Raw genomic sequence first — 14,019 nt, 5'->3', positions numbered from 1 at the left:
GGACTTCGACGCCACCACCGCCGCCGAACGCTCCATGGCCTTCGAAGCCCTCGACCAGCTCGCCATGGAACACCTCCTCGGCGTCCGCTGACCCAGCTGACCCACCCCCCGGGGTGTCCGACGACCACCGCCGGACACCCCGGTCCGGGCGTGCTCCGGCCTCAGCTCTCCATGGCCGGAGCCGGCCTGGCGTACGCGACCGGATCGGCCAGCACGTCCTGCACCACCAGGGCCGCCGCCCCCCGGGCCGCGTCACCCGCGACGGACGAGGCGCGCAGCCTGCCGCCGCCCCGCGACCAGAGGCCGGAGACCACGCGGCCCGTGAGCTCCTCGTCGGCGGGCGGCGAGAGCCACGGCATCAGGCCGCGGTATATCCCGCCCAGCACCACCGCGTCCGGGTCGAACAGATTCACCGCGCCGGACAGGACCTGCCCCAGCATCCGGCCGGCGCCGGCCACGGCGGCCAGCGCCACGGGGTCACCCGCCTGCGCCCGCCGCTCCAGCTCCATCACCCCGGCGGCCCCGCCGCCGGCCTCGTCGATGCCCGCCGCCCGCAGCAGGGCGGACTGGCCGGCGTACTGCTCCAGGCAGCCGCGTGAGCCGCAGCGGCATTCGGGCCCGGCGGGATCGACCACCACATGGCCGATCTCCCCGGCGAAGCCGTGCGCCCCGCGCAACAGCTCGCCGTCCAGGACGAGCGCGCCGCCGACGCCGATCTCGCCGGTCAGGTAGAGGAAGCTGCGGACCGTGTCCAGCCCGCCGAACCACAGCTCGGCCAGCGCCGCGAGATTCGCCTCGTTCTCCGAGCGCACCGGCAGCGGAGCCGTGGCGGGGCGCCGCGCGGCGAGCGCCTCGGCGAACAGCTCCTCCGCCGCCACCTGGTTCCAGCCCAGGTTCGGCGCCTGGCGCACCGAGCCTCCCGACACGAGTCCCGGCAGGGCGAGCGCCGTACCCACCGGGCGCAGATCCTGCTCCCGCGCCGAGTCCAGGGTGCGGGCCGCGATGCCCGCGGCCCGGGCCAGTACCTCTTCGGGCGGTGCGCCGCGGTTGTCCAGATGCTCGGTCTGGCGGACCCGGCCGGTCCCCGCCAGGTCCACGACGCACACCGACACGTAGTCGATGTTGACCTCCACGCCCAGCCCGGCGGGCCCCGTACGCGCCACCTTCAGGGCCGTGCCGGGGCGCCCGGCCTGTCCGCTGAACGTCTTGCCCGACTCGGTGACGAAGCCGCTGTCCAGCAGTTGCTCGACCAGGGAGGACACCGCGGCCCGGGTGAGCCCGACCCGCGCGGACACACCGGCCCGGGTCGCCTCACCGGCCTCGCCCTCGTCCCGTACGGCGCGCAGCACCAGGCTCAGGTTGTGGCGCCGTACGGTGTCCTTGTCGGCCTTGGACCCCAGGGGCGTGAGGTAGTTCTTCATATCGCCGACGAGCCTATGCGATGGTGCACGTCTGTACGGACGCCAGGAGGACCCGTCCCGCCGGGGCCCTCGGTCACCCGGTGCGCGCGGCCTCCTGCCTGCGGGGCCCGCTCGTGGCGCACCCCAGCGAACGAGCAGATCCAGGCCGCAGCGGGGGCAGGACCGAGGCCCGCCCCCGCCGACGGGGCTACAGGTCCGCGGCGTCCTTCACCGCGCCCAGGTCGACGAACTTGAAGCCGGTCGCCTCCCGGCCCTCCTCGGTGCCCGTCGCGGAGGTCTCGTGCCCGTCCTGGACCACCAGCAGCCCACGCGGGTAGCGGGAGCCCAGCGGCTTGTCGAGCACGGCCGCCCCGTCGCACTCCTCGCTGCCGTCGAGGTCGGCCGACACGGCGGTGACGCGGAAGCCGCCCTCGTACTCGTTGTCCTCGGACACCTCGCGGTCGTACAGGGCGAAGCTGTTGTCGCCCTGCCCCGACGCGAGGAGGTAGCCGTCACCGCCGGACTCCTGGAGCAGGGTCAGCCCCTCGACGTCCGCCGCCAGCCGCTTGCCGCCGAAGCCCGGGTCCGCGCCCGGGGTGCACTCCTCGGTCTCCGGGTCGTACGCCCTGGGGACGCCGTACTCCCTGACCTTGTCCACCAGGACCGGGCGCCCGTTCAGGCCGGCCGGCAGGCGCCAGATGCCGACGTCCTCCTGGCCGGCGTACAGGGTGCCGTTCGCGGGGTCGACGACCATCCCCTCGATCTGCGGCAGCTCGCCGGGCTCACCGCACGGAGTCCAGGAGGTGCCGTCCGGCAGCCGGAACGAGGAGGGCAGCGAGAGGGTGCGCACCAGGCTGTAGCCCACGGTGCCGGCCGCGGTCGGACGCAGCTCCAGGAGCGCCAGGTCGGTGGTGTTGCGGCGGCTGACGAGTGCGTACGAGCGTCCGGTGGCGCGGTCCTGCCAGGTGGCCAGGCCGTACACGGTCCGCTGCTCGTTGATCTCGGCCTGGTCCGCGGAGAAGACCGGGGCGGCGGCGGGGTCGGTGACGTCCTTCAGCGGACCACCGGGCTGCGAGGGGTCGATGCGGTAGATGCGGAGGCGGTCGTTGCCCCGGTCGCTCACCACGGCCACGTCGGTGCGGCCCGCCGGTGTGCGGAGGCCGCCGAGGAGGTCGACGTTGTTGAACCGGCCCGGGGCGTCGTCCTCCGTGGCGGGGGCGGGCGCAGGCAGGGACTGGACCAGGGACGCGTCCAGGCCGTAGACCCGGAGCCCGCCCTCCTTCGCGGTGGCGACGACCAGGCTGCGGCCGGGGTCCGCGTCGTTGCGCCAGATCGCCGGGTCGTCGGCGTTGGCGTTGCCGCCCGCCTCGTCGTCGTACAGCGCGGCCGTCTCCGCCGTCGCGCCCACGGTCGGCAGCGACCGGGCGTGGGCGGGGGCCAGCGGGACGAGGGTGATCAGCGCGGTACCGAGCAGAGCGGTGGCCGCCAGGCGAGGGGAGCGGTGCATGCGCACAGATGCTTCCTGTCGTGAGAGGGGCTTGTCCATGACTCGTCAGGAAGTGTCGGGTGGCGGGGCGGTGCGCCGGTGTCACACCCGTGGGCGGGACATGGGCGGCAGGTGAATTCCCGGTGTCGCGGGGCGGTGCCGGGTCCGGTGATCACCGCCCGGACCCGGCACCGCGCGGGCCCGGTGACGACCGCCACCGGACCCGGCCCCGGTGCACCGCACGGCTCAGGGCGTGGCGTTCCTGGCCTTCAGCATGTCCGCCATGAGCGAGATCTCGGACTCCTGGGCACGCGCCATGCCCGCAGCGAGCCCTCCGATCTCGTCCGTGCCCGCCGAAGCAGCCGCGGCCCGCGCCATGTCGGCGCCCGCGCGGTGATGGACGGTCATCAGCCGCAGGAACAGCACCTCGGCGTCCCTGCCCTCGGCCGTGCGGAGCCGCTCCAGCTCGGTGTCGGTCGCCATGCCGGGCATCAGGGCGCCGTCGTCCGGCGTGGCCGGGTGGCCCATCCACTTCATGGGGGGCCGCTCCGAGCTCTTGGGCCTGCCCCACGACTCCAGCCAGCCCAGCATCATGCCCCGCTGGTTGGCCTGGGTGTTGATGATGTCGTACGCCAGTCGCCGCACGTCCTCGTCCTCGGTGCGGTCGCGGACGAGGAACGCCATCTCCACCGCCTGCTGGTGGTGGACCGACATGTCCCGGGCGAAGCCCACGTCGGCCGAAGCCTCCGCAGGCGCCGCCGAGGACCTCCCGGAACCCGAACCTGAAGCGGAGGGGGAGGCCGCCGAGGGCCGGACGACCATCAGCAGGACGAGCCCCACCGCCACCACGAACACCACGGCCCCCGCCCACACCATCGGACGGGCAGCGGGCGCGGAGGAGGTCACTTGGAGACCCCGCCGGAGCAGGCGGCGCCCGGCTCCGGGGTCTGCGCGCCCTGGACGTACTTGGTGAAGAACTGCGCCACCCGTGCGTCGGTGGCGCTCTTCACCGTGAGCTGCTTGCCCCAGGCGCTGAGCATCAGCGGGTCCTTCTGGTCGGCCACGGGGCTCATGAGCGAGTAGGGCGTCTTGCCGACGCGCTCCGCGAGCGCCTTGACGTCGGCGTCCTTCGCCTTCTCGTTGTACGTGACCCAGACCGCGCCGTGCTCCAGGGAGTGGACGGCGTTCTCGTTCGGTATGGCCTCGGTGTAGACGTCGGCGTCGCAGTTCATCCACACCGGGTTGTGGTCACCGCCGACGGGCGGGTTCATCGGGTAGTCGACGGGCTTCTCGACGTGGTTCTGGGTCAGCTTGTCCCAGGACTTCTCGCCGGTGACGGGCGAGGTCTTCGCCTGCTCCTCGGCCTTGTCCTTCTCGTCGGCGGCCGACACCAGGTAGCCGCCGCCGGCCACGAGTCCGGCGAGCACGGCGACGGCGGCGGTGATGGTGACGATGCGGCTCCGGCGCTCGCGTGCCCGTTCCTTGCGGCGGGCCTCCTCGAGCTTGGCGCGACGCGCGGCGGAGGGGTTGTTCTTGTTCTTGGCGGAAGCCATGTCTCGGTCCTCGGATTCGGCGGACGGCGTGCGCGGGAGGCGCGTCACGCGGGGGAGGGCGTGCGGAAGAACCGCCTCCGGCGCGTTCACGGCGCGGAAGGGCGGAGATCCTGCCTCTAGATCCGCTGAACCTGAAGACGGAGATGATCGACGGCGTGCACGCCGTCGTTGGAGGGGCCCCTGATGACCGCCGCACCCGAGAGCGGGGCCGTGCGGGGGGTGGCCGCGCCGCACGGCAGCGCGACGGGAGCGGTGGGGCCCGGCAGGACGACCGCCGAGGAGTGGTCCGTCGCGCCGTGACAGGAACTGCCGACGCCGCGCTCGGCCGGTGCGTCGGCCGTGACCACAGAGACGGCTGCCGACGGCCCCGGGGTGAGAGCGACGTCCGTGGCCGTCGACGGGGCCCCGTCGCGAGGCGAGGGGGCGGCGGTGTGCGAGCAGCAGAGGAACACCGCCACGAGCATCAGCGCCCAGGCCAGCGCGACGGGCAGGCTGTCCGTGCCCCGCCGCCGGTCCGTCCCCACGCTCACTCTGGTCATCGCCGCCATCGTAATGGTGTGTGAAATTTCAATGAGTCCGGGCCCATAGCTTGGCAGGATAGTGTGCCTCGGTGACGACGCAATCGAACATACCTGCGGGCTGGCATCCTGACCCGCACGGTGCGCCCCAGCTGCTGCGCTACTGGGACGGCACCGGCTGGACCGAGCACACCCATCCGGCCCAGGCCCCCGCACAGGCACCGGTCCAGGCCCAGGCGCACGCCCAGCACCAGGCCTCGGCTCAGTACCAGGCTCCGGTGCAGGCCCACGCCGTGCCTCCGCAGCAGTTCGCTCCTCAGCAGGGCGCCCACCAGCAGTTCGCTCCTCAGCAGGGCGCTCCCGGTGCCGGTTCGCTGTTCGACCAGCAGGTCCTGGTGGTGAACCAGAAGGCCAAGCTGATCGAGGTCACCAACGAGTACCGCGTCTTCGACCAGCAGGGCAACACCGTCGGTTCGGTCGTCCAGGTCGGACAGAGCGCGCTGCGCAAGGTGCTCAGGTTCGTCTCCAGCATCGACCAGTACCTCACCCACCGTCTGGAGATCCGCGACGCCCACGGGCAGCCGCAGCTGCTCCTGACCCGGCCCGCGAAGTTCATCAAGTCCAGGGTCGTGGTGCAGCGGCCGGACGGCCGGCCCGTCGGTGAGATCGTCCAGCAGAACGCCATCGGCAAGATCAACTTCGCGATGACGGTCGACGGGCGGCAGGTGGGAGCGATCAAGGCGGAGAACTGGCGCGCCTGGAACTTCGCCATCGTCGACCACGACGGCACCGAGATCGCCCGGATCACCAAGACCTGGGAGGGCCTGGCGAAGACCATGTTCACCACGGCCGACACCTACGTGCTCCAGATCCACCACCGGCTGCCCGAGCCGTTGCTCAGCCTCGTCGTGGCGACCGCCCTGACCGTGGACACCGCCCTCAAGCAGGACGCCCGCGGCCTCGGCTGAGCCCCTCCGGCGGACGGCTGGAGTGTGGCCCCTGCCGAGGGGGCCGGTCGGGGCGCTCCGACCGGTCCGGCCGGGGCGGCGCCGGGCCGCCCCCGGCTACTCGGCGGCCTCGGGCTCCGCCGCGTCCATCTCCGCCAGCACCCGCCCGGCCACCGCGAACGCCGCGTTCGCCGCGGGCACTCCGCAGTAGACCCCCGTCTGCAGGAGCGCTGCGCCGATCTCCTGCGCGCCGAGTCCGTTGCGTACCGCCGCGCGGACGTGCATCGCCAGCTCGTCGTGGTGGCCGTGCGCGACCAGGGCGGTCAGGGTGATGAGGCTGCGCTCGCGCCGCGAGAGCGTCGGGTCGGTCCAGATCTCACCCCAGGCGTAGCGGGAGATGAAGTCCTGGAAGGGTGCGGTGAACGCCGTGGTCGCCGCCTGCGCCCGGTCCACGTGCGCGTCGCCGAGCACCTCGCGGCGCACCGCCGTCCCGCTCCCGCGCTCGCGTGACGCGAAGTGCGCGCGCAGCGCCTCCCGCACCGCCTCGGGCCGTTCGGCGGGGGCCAGGTGCGAGGCGCGCGGCAGCTCCGTCAGCGCCGCCCCCGGGATCCGGTCGGCGATCTCCCGGGCGTGTGCGGGGGGCGTCGCCGGGTCCTCACGGCCCGCGATGACCAGCGTCGGCGCCCGTACGCCGGACAGCGCCTCCGTCAGGTCGTAGTCGGCCAGCGCGTCGCAGCACGCCGCGTACGCCGCGGGGTCGGTGCCCAGCAGGTCGTCGAGCAGCCGGGGTGCGGTGAACCCCGGCGTGAACCAGCGGCCCGCGGCGCTCTCCGCCACCTTCCCGAGACCCTCGGCACGCACGAGCGCGGCCCGCTCCCGCCAGGGGCCCGGGTCCCCGAAGTGGGCGGAGGAGCAGACGACGGCGAGCCGGTCGACGCGGTCCGGATGACGGGCGGCGAGCCAGAGGCCCACCGCGCCGCCCAGGGACACCCCGGCGTAGGAGAAGCGGTCCAGGGCGAGATGGTCGGCGAGGTCCAGGACCAGCGCTCCCAGATCGGCGACGGACGCCCCCGGGCCGATCAGGCCGGCGGGCGAGCCCCCGTGCCCCGGCAGGTCCCACCGCACGATGCGGCGGGTGGCGGAGAGTTCGGGGGCGACCCCGTCCCAGAGCGCGGTCGAGGTGCCGAGCGACGGGCCCAGCAGCAGGGGCGGGGCGCTCGCGGGGCCTTCGGCGCGGTGATGGAGGAGTCGGGCGGGTGTCGTGGTCATCGGCGCTCCAGAGCGCGGTCGGTGAGGGGCCCGGCGCAGCCGGTGTACCGGGCGGGGTCGGTCAGTTCGTCGAGGTCCAGTCCCTCGAAGGCGGGCTCCCCGGCGAGGATCTCCGCCAGCGGGCTGCCCGTGTCACGGGAGCGGACGGCCGCCTCGGTGAGGATCTCCTTGGCGCGGGTGCGGCCCACCCGGTCCTCCGCCACGGCGGCCAGCCGCTCGGAGACGATCAGGCCGCCGGTGAGCCCCAGATGCCTCCGCATGGCGGCGGGGGACACGCGCAGGTCCTCCGTCAGCTCGGCGGCGTCCCGCGCGGCCCCGCCGACGAGCCGCAGCAGGTCGCGCAGGGGTTCCCACTCGGCGTGCCAGGCGCCGGCGGGCCGTTCGTCCTCGGCGGCGACCGAGCCGTACAGCGTGGCCGCCGCCCCGGGTGCCCGGCGCGCGGCTGCCGCGATCAGGGTGGCGCGGACCGGGTTCGCCTTGTGCGGCATGGCGGAGGAACCACCGCCCGATCCCTCCGCTAGCTCGGCGATCTCCGTACGGGAGAGGGCGAGCACATCGGCCGCCACCTTGCCCAGCGCGCCCGCGGTGAAGGCGAGAGCGCCGGCCAGGTCGGCGACCGGGGTGCGCAGGGTGTGCCAGGGCAGCGGCGGTTCGGCCAGGCCCAGCTCCCTCGCGTAGACCGCCACGAGGCGGAGCCCCGCCTCGTCGTCACCCGCGGGGAAGGCGGCCAGTGTGCCCGCCGCGCCGCCGAGCTGCGCGGGCAGCCCGTCCCGTACGGCCGTCAGCCGGTCGCGTGCGTCGAGCACCAGGGACCTCCAGCCTGCGGCCTTGAGACCGAAGGTGGTGGGGACCGCGTGCTGGGTCAGCGTGCGGCCCGGCATCGGCGTGTCGCGGTGCTCGGCCGCCAGCCGCGCCAGCGCGGCGGCGGTCCGCGCCAGGTCCTCCAGGACGAGCGCGAGGGTGCGGGAGGCCACCAGCATCGCCGCCGTGTCCAGGATGTCCTGGCTGGTCGCCCCCCGGTGGACGAAGGGCCTGCTGGCGTCGTCCACCGCGGCCGACAGCGCGGCGACCAGCGGGATCACGGGATTGCCTCCGGACCGGGCCCGCAGCGCGAGCTCGCGTACGTCGAACTCGCCGGCGTCCGCCGCCCCGGTGACCGCCCGCCCGGCCGTGGCCGGGGCGAGCCCGCAGGCGGACTGGGCCCGGGCGAGGGCCGCCTCGGCGTCCAGCATCGCCCGCAGGAAGGCGTGGTCGCCGGTGGCGGCCTCGGCCGCGGAGCCGGCCCGCCCGGGGGCGAGGAGGCCGGCGTCGCTCTCGTGCATCAGCTGAACTCCAGGAAGACCGTCTCGCCCTCGCCCTGGAGACGGATGTCGAAGCGGTAGGTGCGCGGGTCCGTGCGTGTAGCGATCAGTGTGGCGCGCCGCTCGGCGTCCAGCGACTCCAGCAGCGCGTCACCGGCGCCGCCCTCCGCGTCCAGCAGGTCCGGGAGGTAGACCCGGGTGAACAGGTGGTGGACCAGCCCGCGGGCGAAGACGGCGGCACTGATGTACGGCACGCCGCCGGGCGGAAGCGTACGCACGGCCCACCGCCCGTCCGCGTCCGTCGGCGCCCGGCCGAAGCCGGTGAAGTCCACGCCGTTGCGCCCGATCACCTTCCCCGAGGCGGGGTCGTGGCGCATCGATCCGGGCAGGCCGGTGCGCGATCCGTCGGGTGCGGGCTGCCAGGTCTCGACGATCGCGTCGGGCACGGGGTCGCCCTGGCCGTCGAGCACGTAGCCGTGCACGGTGATCGTGCCGGGGTGGCCGGCCGGGGCGACCTCGCCGCCGCCGGGGAAGGGCAGGGCGTAGCCGTAGAACGGGCCCACGGTCTGGGAGGGGGTCGGGGCGTGGGACATCAGGCGTCGCCTTCCTCGGTCCAGGTGGCGCACGGACCGTCCAGGACGATGTCCCAGCGGTAGCCGAGCGACCGTTCGGGCACGGACATCTCGTGGTCGTACGTGGAGACCAGCCGCTCCCGCGCGGCCTGGTCCGTGACGGAGCGGATCACCGGGTCGTACGGGAGGAGCGGATCGCCGGGGAAGTACATCTGGGTGACGAGCCGCTGGCTGAAGGACGTCCCGAACAGCGAGAAGTGGATGTGCGCGGGGCGCCAGGCGTTGGTGTGGTTGCGCCACGGATAGGCGCCCGGCTTGACGGTGGTGAAGGAGTACCCGCCGTCGTCGTCGGTGAGACAGCGCCCGAAGCCGGTGAAGTTCGGGTCGAGGGGCGCCGGATGCTGGTCGAGCTGGTGGGCGTACCGCCCCGAGGCGTTGGCCTGCCAGACCTCGACGAGCTGCCCCCGCACCGGGCGGCCGGCCCGGTCGAGGACGCGGCCGGTGACGGTGATCCGTTCACCGAGGGGCTCGCCGGTGTGCTGGGCGGTGAGGTCCCGGTCCAGCGCGGTCACGTCCGTGACGCCGAACGCGGGCCCGGACAGCTCGACCGCCTCCGGGTCGCGCAGGGGGATCAGCGAGCGGTGCGGATGGCGGAAGTGGCTGCTGCGGTACGGCGGGTAGTCGCGCGGCGGATGCTCGGCACCCGGCCGGGCGGCAGCCTGGGCCCTGGCCACCTCCGAGTCGATCTCCTGCTGGGTCAGCCCGTCGGGCAACGGCTGGGCTGGAAGGTCACGTGCGGTCATGTCACGGCTCCGTGAAAGCTGATAATGCTCAGTACACTGAGTAAAATTCGATGGCCATGAAGCTACCCAGACGGCGCAGTCGCGGTCAATACCCTCAGTGCACTGTGTATCTTCGTGGTCCTGGCCGGCGGAGGCTCCGGCCGCAGGGACCCCGGTCCAGGGCCGAGAAGGCCGGTGGCGGGCAGAGAGAGGCGGTGCCGTGCAGGCGGTCGACCTGAGTACCCATCCCGGGCATCTGGCCCGGCGCCTTCAGCAGGCGCACCACCTGATGTGGAACACGATGGTCTCGCAGGAGACCACCTCGCCGCAGTTCGCCGTACTCAACGCGCTGACCGCCGAACCGGGGCTCGACCAGCGGACGGTGGGGGAGCGGGTCGGCCTGGACCGCTCCACCATCGCCGAGGTCGTCAGCAGGCTGCTGCGGCGCGAGCTGCTGGACAAGGTGCGCGATCCCCGCGACGGGCGGCGCTTTCAGCTGCGTCTCACGGACGAGGGCGTGCGCACCCACCGGCGGCTCGCCCTGCGTACGGTCCGGATGAACCAGGTCTTCCTGGGCCCGCTCTCCGCCGGCGAGCAGCGGACGCTCCTCGATCTGATGCACCGGGTGTCGGAGGCTGCCGAGACGCTCCGGGCGCCGGAGGAGACGAGGTGACGGGAGCGCCGGGCGGGCCCCTCCGGTGATCCCTGGAGTCCGCGAGGCGTGACGGGGCGTGCCCCCAGGGGGCCGGTGCTCCCGGGGACCCGCACCCTTCATGGGGCCTGGATGCCGAAGGCCGCTCCCCGGTGGTCGGCGAGGACGGCGACGCAGGGGCCCCCGGGCACGCGCCTCGGCGGGGAGAGCTGCGCAACCGCCCGCGCCCACCGCCCCTCGCGGCGGTGCTCTCGGCGTCCCCGACCGTGAAGTAGGGGAGCCATCGCGACGGCGTCCCGCCCTGCCCGCGCTCGCCGTCGCGGGGGAGTTCCTTCAGACCGCCGAACTCTGCTCCGTCCACGGCCCAGTGGGTGAAGCGCTCCGACACGTCGGCCGTCCAGCCGAACACGGCCGGATAGAAGGCGAGGGCGCCCTCGACGTCCACGGTGCGCAGTTCCGTCCAGCCCAGCGTGCCGGGGTCGCCGAAGCGCTTCGCGCCGGTGAAGGCGCGGGCCTGCCACAGGGAGAACACCGCTCCGGACGGATCGGCGGCGACGGCGAATCTGCCCAGGTCGAAGACGTCCATGGGGGCCATCAGCACGGTGCCGCCCGCCGAACGCACGGCCCGCGCCGAGTCGTCCGCGTCCTCGGTGGCGAAGGAGACGGTCCAGGCCGGCGGCTGCTCCGGGCGGTAGGTGGGGCTGAGTGCCGCGACGGCGTCCTCTCCGACGCGCGCCATCGTGTAGCCGCCCGCCTCCGGCCGGGGGTCGGTCTCCGACCGCCACCCGAGTGCCGCCGCGTAGAAGGCCTGGGCGCCAGGCACGTCCGGCGTGCCGAGCTCGACCCAGCAAGGGCTCCCGGTCACCGGTTCCGTGAGCTTCATCCCGTTTCCTCCCGAGGCGCGCGACAGGAGACGTTCCTACGCTGTTGTGCAGCACGCTAGGCCGGTGCCGAAAGGGCGGCCACCGGAGCCGGCCCGATCGCGCCGCCGAAATGTTTTACGGGTGTAACACCTGCTAATGTAAATGGGTGAGTGATACAGCCATGCGACCCCGGAAGCCATCCGTCCACAAACTGCCGGTCACCGGCATCCTGCGGCTGAACAGCCCCGCGGAGATCTGGTACAAGCCCGCGCTGAGCGTGGTGGTCGCCTCGGCGGTCCCGAACCTGCTGCTGTACTCCCTCGACCGGCTCGACCTCGTGATGTACACGATGGCCGGTTCGCTCTGCGCCCTCTACGGACACAATCTGCCGTACGCGCGCCGGGCGCACACCGTCCTGCGGGTGATCCTCGGCATGGCGGCGGGCTTCGCCGTCGCGCTGGTCACTGCGTCGCTCACCGGCTCCACCGCGGTGCTGATCGCCGTCGGCGCCCTGCTGGCCGCCGTGCAGAAGACCTTCTGCGACGCCACCCGCATCGGCCCGCCCGGCAACGTGATCTTCGCCTTCGTCACCTCGGCCGCGCTTTTCGCCCCCCAGGAACTCGGCCAGGTGCCGGGACACCTGGCCCTGATGCTCGCCGCGGGCGCGTTCGCCTGGGTGGTCACCGCCTCGCCGGCGCTGTGGCGCAGGGAGGGGCCCGAGCGCCTCGCCACCGCCCGCGCCCTCGACGCCGCCGCGGCCTACGCGGCGGAGCCGGACCGCCGCACCCGGCACGCCGCGGCGGCAGCCGTCCAGGCCGCCTGGCAGGCGCTGCTCGCCTCCGGGCGGCCCACTCCCGTACGTCAGGGTCTGGAGCGGCTCGTCGTGCACGCCGAGCGTGCCCTCGCGACCACCGCCGTCGACGGCCCTGTCGGTGGCGCGGACCCCGCCGAGCTGCGCCGATGGGCTGAGGCGACCCGGGGCCGTGGCCCCGTGCCCGCCCCGCCGCCCGCGCCGGGCACCGTCGAGCAGCTCTTCGGGATCGACGCCGAACGGGCCGGACTGCGGATGCGGCGGGGCCGGCGCGAGGCACGGCGACGGCTCCTGCGCGCGCTCGGCCCGGGCTCACCTGTGCTGCCGATCGCCTTCCGCACCCTCGTCGGCTGCGCCCTGGCCGGCTATGTCTCCTCGGCGCTCGGCGTGGGGCATCCCTACTGGGCGATCGTCACCGCCGCCTCCGTCTACCAGCCCAACCTCAGCCTCTCCTGGAGCAGGGCCCTTCAGCGGACCGTCGGCAACCTCCTCGGCGTCCTGGTCTTCGCGGCGGTCATCCCGCTCGCCCGGATCAGCCCGCTGGCCCTCGTCCTGTGCGTGCTGTTCTTCAACTTCGCCGCCGAGGCGCTGATCACCCGCAACTACTGGCTCGGCTCCATCGCCGTCACCCCGATGGCCCTGCTGATCCTGGAGTTCGGGGGGTTCCAGCCCGCGGGCGAGCTCATCGCCGACCGCGCCCTGGACACCCTGGTCGGCGTCGCGGTCGGCTTCCTGGCCGCGATCGCCGTCACCAACCGCCGGGCCTCCGGCCGCGTCGAACGCGCCCTCGCCGCGGCGGGGGACGCGCGGGAGCGCGCCGAGCGCGCCGTCGCCGACCCCGCGGCGGACGCCCTGGTGATCGAGACGGCACGCAGGCGGCTGACCGCCGCGCTCGTCGAACTGCGCGACGCGGGTGACGTCGCCTCGGGCGAATGGTGGCAGCGCGCCCTGCCCGAGGAGGAACTGCTCGCCGCTGAGCAGGCAGGACACCGTACGCTCGCGGCGACAGCACAACGGCAGGGGCTGATCACCCTGCCCCCGGTGAACGGAGCGGTGTGACCGACGACATCGTGGCCTCGGTCGTACGGCAGTGGCAGGCCGTCAACCCCGGGTTGGACACCGGACCGATGGAGCTCATCGGCCGCATCAACCGCTGCGCGGCACTCCTCCAGCAGGCGGAGGACGCGCCCCTGCGGGCCGCCGGCCTGACCCGTGGGGAATTCGATCTCCTCGGAGCGATGCGGCGCACCGACCGTGAGCTGACCCCCGGTGAGCTGGCCCGTGAGACCTTCTCGTCCGGCGCCGCCGTCACCAAACGACTGCGCGCCCTCCAGGAGGCGGGGCTGATCGGCCGCCGCAGCGATGCCCGGGACCGCAGGGTCGCCCACGTCGGGCTGACCGACGCGGGACGCGAGCTGGTCGACCGTCTCCTTCCCGAGCAGCTCGCCTACGAGCGCTCCGTGCTCTCCGGGCTCGACGAGGAGACACGCGGCGGGCTCAGCCGGCAGCTCGGCGAACTGCTGGTGCAGTTGGAGGGCCGTCTCGGCGGTCGCCGCTGACGCCCTCCCGCCTGTCGACGAAGGCCGCCCGCCTCAGGGGGGCACCTCACGCACAGTGACGTTCCGGCGAGGCGTGGAACGGGCGCGTCCGCCGCCCTCCGTCGGCGCCGCGAGGCGGAGCCGTGGTGCGCGGGTCTCGCGTGGCACAACCGCACAGGAGTCCGTCGTTCTGGAATCTGCTCCTTTCGATCCGATTCGATCACATGTGCGCTTGTCCTGTTGTACGGGACAGGCGTAATCGGACGCGTAGAGGGCTCTCGCTCACGCGTGCGCAGATGTCGACGTTCCCCCAGTTCGGCGGGTGGC

General features: G+C 73.8%; 14 protein-coding genes and 1 pseudogene. 5 read left to right on the top strand and 10 right to left on the bottom strand.

Annotated elements, in window-relative coordinates; all coding sequences use genetic code 11:
• Positions 1–161: 161 nt before the first annotated feature.
• The 5 genes from ACFY8O_RS16125 to ACFY8O_RS16105 all read right to left on the bottom strand — a co-directional run bounded on the left by ACFY8O_RS16125 (position 162) and on the right by ACFY8O_RS16105 (position 4,978).
• On the bottom strand, positions 162–1,421 hold the full coding sequence (locus ACFY8O_RS16125) for an ROK family protein (RefSeq protein WP_145806047.1): 1,260 nt from the start codon (positions 1,419–1,421) through the stop codon (positions 162–164).
• A 187-nt stretch (positions 1,422–1,608) separates the two neighbouring features.
• Positions 1,609–2,907: a phytase gene (locus ACFY8O_RS16120; RefSeq protein WP_387902513.1), complete on the bottom strand. Its 1,299-nt coding sequence runs from the start codon at positions 2,905–2,907 to the stop codon at positions 1,609–1,611.
• A 225-nt stretch (positions 2,908–3,132) separates the two neighbouring features.
• Complete coding sequence (locus tag ACFY8O_RS16115; RefSeq protein ID WP_387902567.1) at positions 3,133–3,762, bottom strand: DUF305 domain-containing protein; 630 nt, start codon at positions 3,760–3,762, stop codon at positions 3,133–3,135.
• 26 nt (positions 3,763–3,788) lie between these two features.
• On the bottom strand, positions 3,789–4,439 hold the full coding sequence (locus ACFY8O_RS16110; protein ID WP_387902510.1) for a DUF3105 domain-containing protein: 651 nt from the start codon (positions 4,437–4,439) through the stop codon (positions 3,789–3,791).
• A gap of 116 nt (positions 4,440–4,555) precedes the next feature.
• Positions 4,556–4,978: a hypothetical protein gene (locus ACFY8O_RS16105; protein WP_208766011.1), complete on the bottom strand. Its 423-nt coding sequence runs from the start codon at positions 4,976–4,978 to the stop codon at positions 4,556–4,558.
• 71 nt (positions 4,979–5,049) lie between these two features.
• Here ACFY8O_RS16105 and ACFY8O_RS16100 point away from each other — a divergent pair, with 71 nt between their 5' ends.
• The gene (locus tag ACFY8O_RS16100; protein WP_387902507.1) at positions 5,050–5,925 is read left to right on the top strand and encodes a phospholipid scramblase-related protein; all 876 of its coding nucleotides are present in this window, start codon (positions 5,050–5,052) and stop codon (positions 5,923–5,925) included.
• Positions 5,926–6,021: 96 nt separating this feature from the next.
• Here the strand turns inward: ACFY8O_RS16100 and pcaDC are convergent, their stop codons facing one another.
• Genes pcaDC through pcaH form a run of 4 tightly spaced genes read right to left on the bottom strand, consistent with a single transcriptional unit; the run spans position 6,022 to position 9,849 of the window.
• Positions 6,022–7,173 (bottom strand): bifunctional 3-oxoadipate enol-lactonase/4-carboxymuconolactone decarboxylase PcaDC, encoded by a 1,152-nt coding sequence (pcaDC, locus tag ACFY8O_RS16095; protein ID WP_387902504.1) that lies wholly within the window; start codon positions 7,171–7,173, stop codon positions 6,022–6,024.
• Entirely contained in the window at positions 7,170–8,495 is a 1,326-nt protein-coding gene (gene pcaB, locus ACFY8O_RS16090) for a 3-carboxy-cis,cis-muconate cycloisomerase (protein WP_387902502.1), read from the bottom strand. Before pcaB ends, pcaDC begins: the two co-directional genes overlap by 4 nt.
• Positions 8,495–9,067 (bottom strand): protocatechuate 3,4-dioxygenase subunit alpha, encoded by a 573-nt coding sequence (pcaG, locus tag ACFY8O_RS16085; protein WP_145806031.1) that lies wholly within the window; start codon positions 9,065–9,067, stop codon positions 8,495–8,497. The genes pcaB and pcaG overlap by 1 nt, the downstream gene beginning before the upstream one ends.
• Positions 9,067–9,849, bottom strand: coding sequence for a protocatechuate 3,4-dioxygenase subunit beta (gene pcaH, locus ACFY8O_RS16080; protein WP_387902499.1), 783 nt, complete (start codon positions 9,847–9,849; stop codon positions 9,067–9,069). Before pcaH ends, pcaG begins: the two co-directional genes overlap by 1 nt.
• 199 nt (positions 9,850–10,048) lie before the next feature.
• On the opposite strand from pcaH, the gene ACFY8O_RS16075 reads away from it, so the two are divergent.
• Together ACFY8O_RS16075 and ACFY8O_RS16070 are read left to right on the top strand one after the other, a co-directional pair.
• The gene (locus tag ACFY8O_RS16075; protein ID WP_387902496.1) at positions 10,049–10,501 is read left to right on the top strand and encodes a MarR family winged helix-turn-helix transcriptional regulator; all 453 of its coding nucleotides are present in this window, start codon (positions 10,049–10,051) and stop codon (positions 10,499–10,501) included.
• Positions 10,502–10,926: 425 nt separating this feature from the next.
• Positions 10,927–11,175 (top strand): hypothetical protein, encoded by a 249-nt coding sequence (locus tag ACFY8O_RS16070; protein ID WP_387902570.1) that lies wholly within the window; start codon positions 10,927–10,929, stop codon positions 11,173–11,175.
• Here ACFY8O_RS16070 and ACFY8O_RS16065 read toward each other — a convergent pair.
• Positions 11,061–11,363 (bottom strand): annotated as a pseudogene (locus tag ACFY8O_RS16065) (VOC family protein); the annotation flags it as partial. The gene ACFY8O_RS16070 and the pseudogene ACFY8O_RS16065 overlap by 115 nt on opposite strands.
• A 161-nt stretch (positions 11,364–11,524) precedes the next feature.
• On the opposite strand from ACFY8O_RS16065, the gene ACFY8O_RS16060 reads away from it, so the two are divergent.
• A complete protein-coding gene (locus ACFY8O_RS16060; RefSeq protein ID WP_387902565.1) occupies positions 11,525–13,213 on the top strand; it encodes an FUSC family protein in 1,689 nt (562 codons plus the stop codon).
• Positions 13,210–13,713 carry a MarR family winged helix-turn-helix transcriptional regulator gene (locus ACFY8O_RS16055; RefSeq protein ID WP_387902493.1) on the top strand — a complete coding sequence of 168 codons (504 nt, stop codon included), beginning with the start codon at positions 13,210–13,212 and terminating at the stop codon, positions 13,711–13,713. Before ACFY8O_RS16060 ends, ACFY8O_RS16055 begins: the two co-directional genes overlap by 4 nt.
• Positions 13,714–14,019: the final 306 nt, after the last annotated feature.

Origin of the sequence: Streptomyces argenteolus, from assembly GCF_042902585.1 — a bacterium.
GTDB classification, from domain to species: Bacteria; Actinomycetota; Actinomycetes; order Streptomycetales; family Streptomycetaceae; genus Streptomyces; species Streptomyces argenteolus.
The sequence above is the reverse complement of the archived record's forward strand: the minus strand, read 5'-3'. Positions and strand labels throughout refer to the sequence as shown.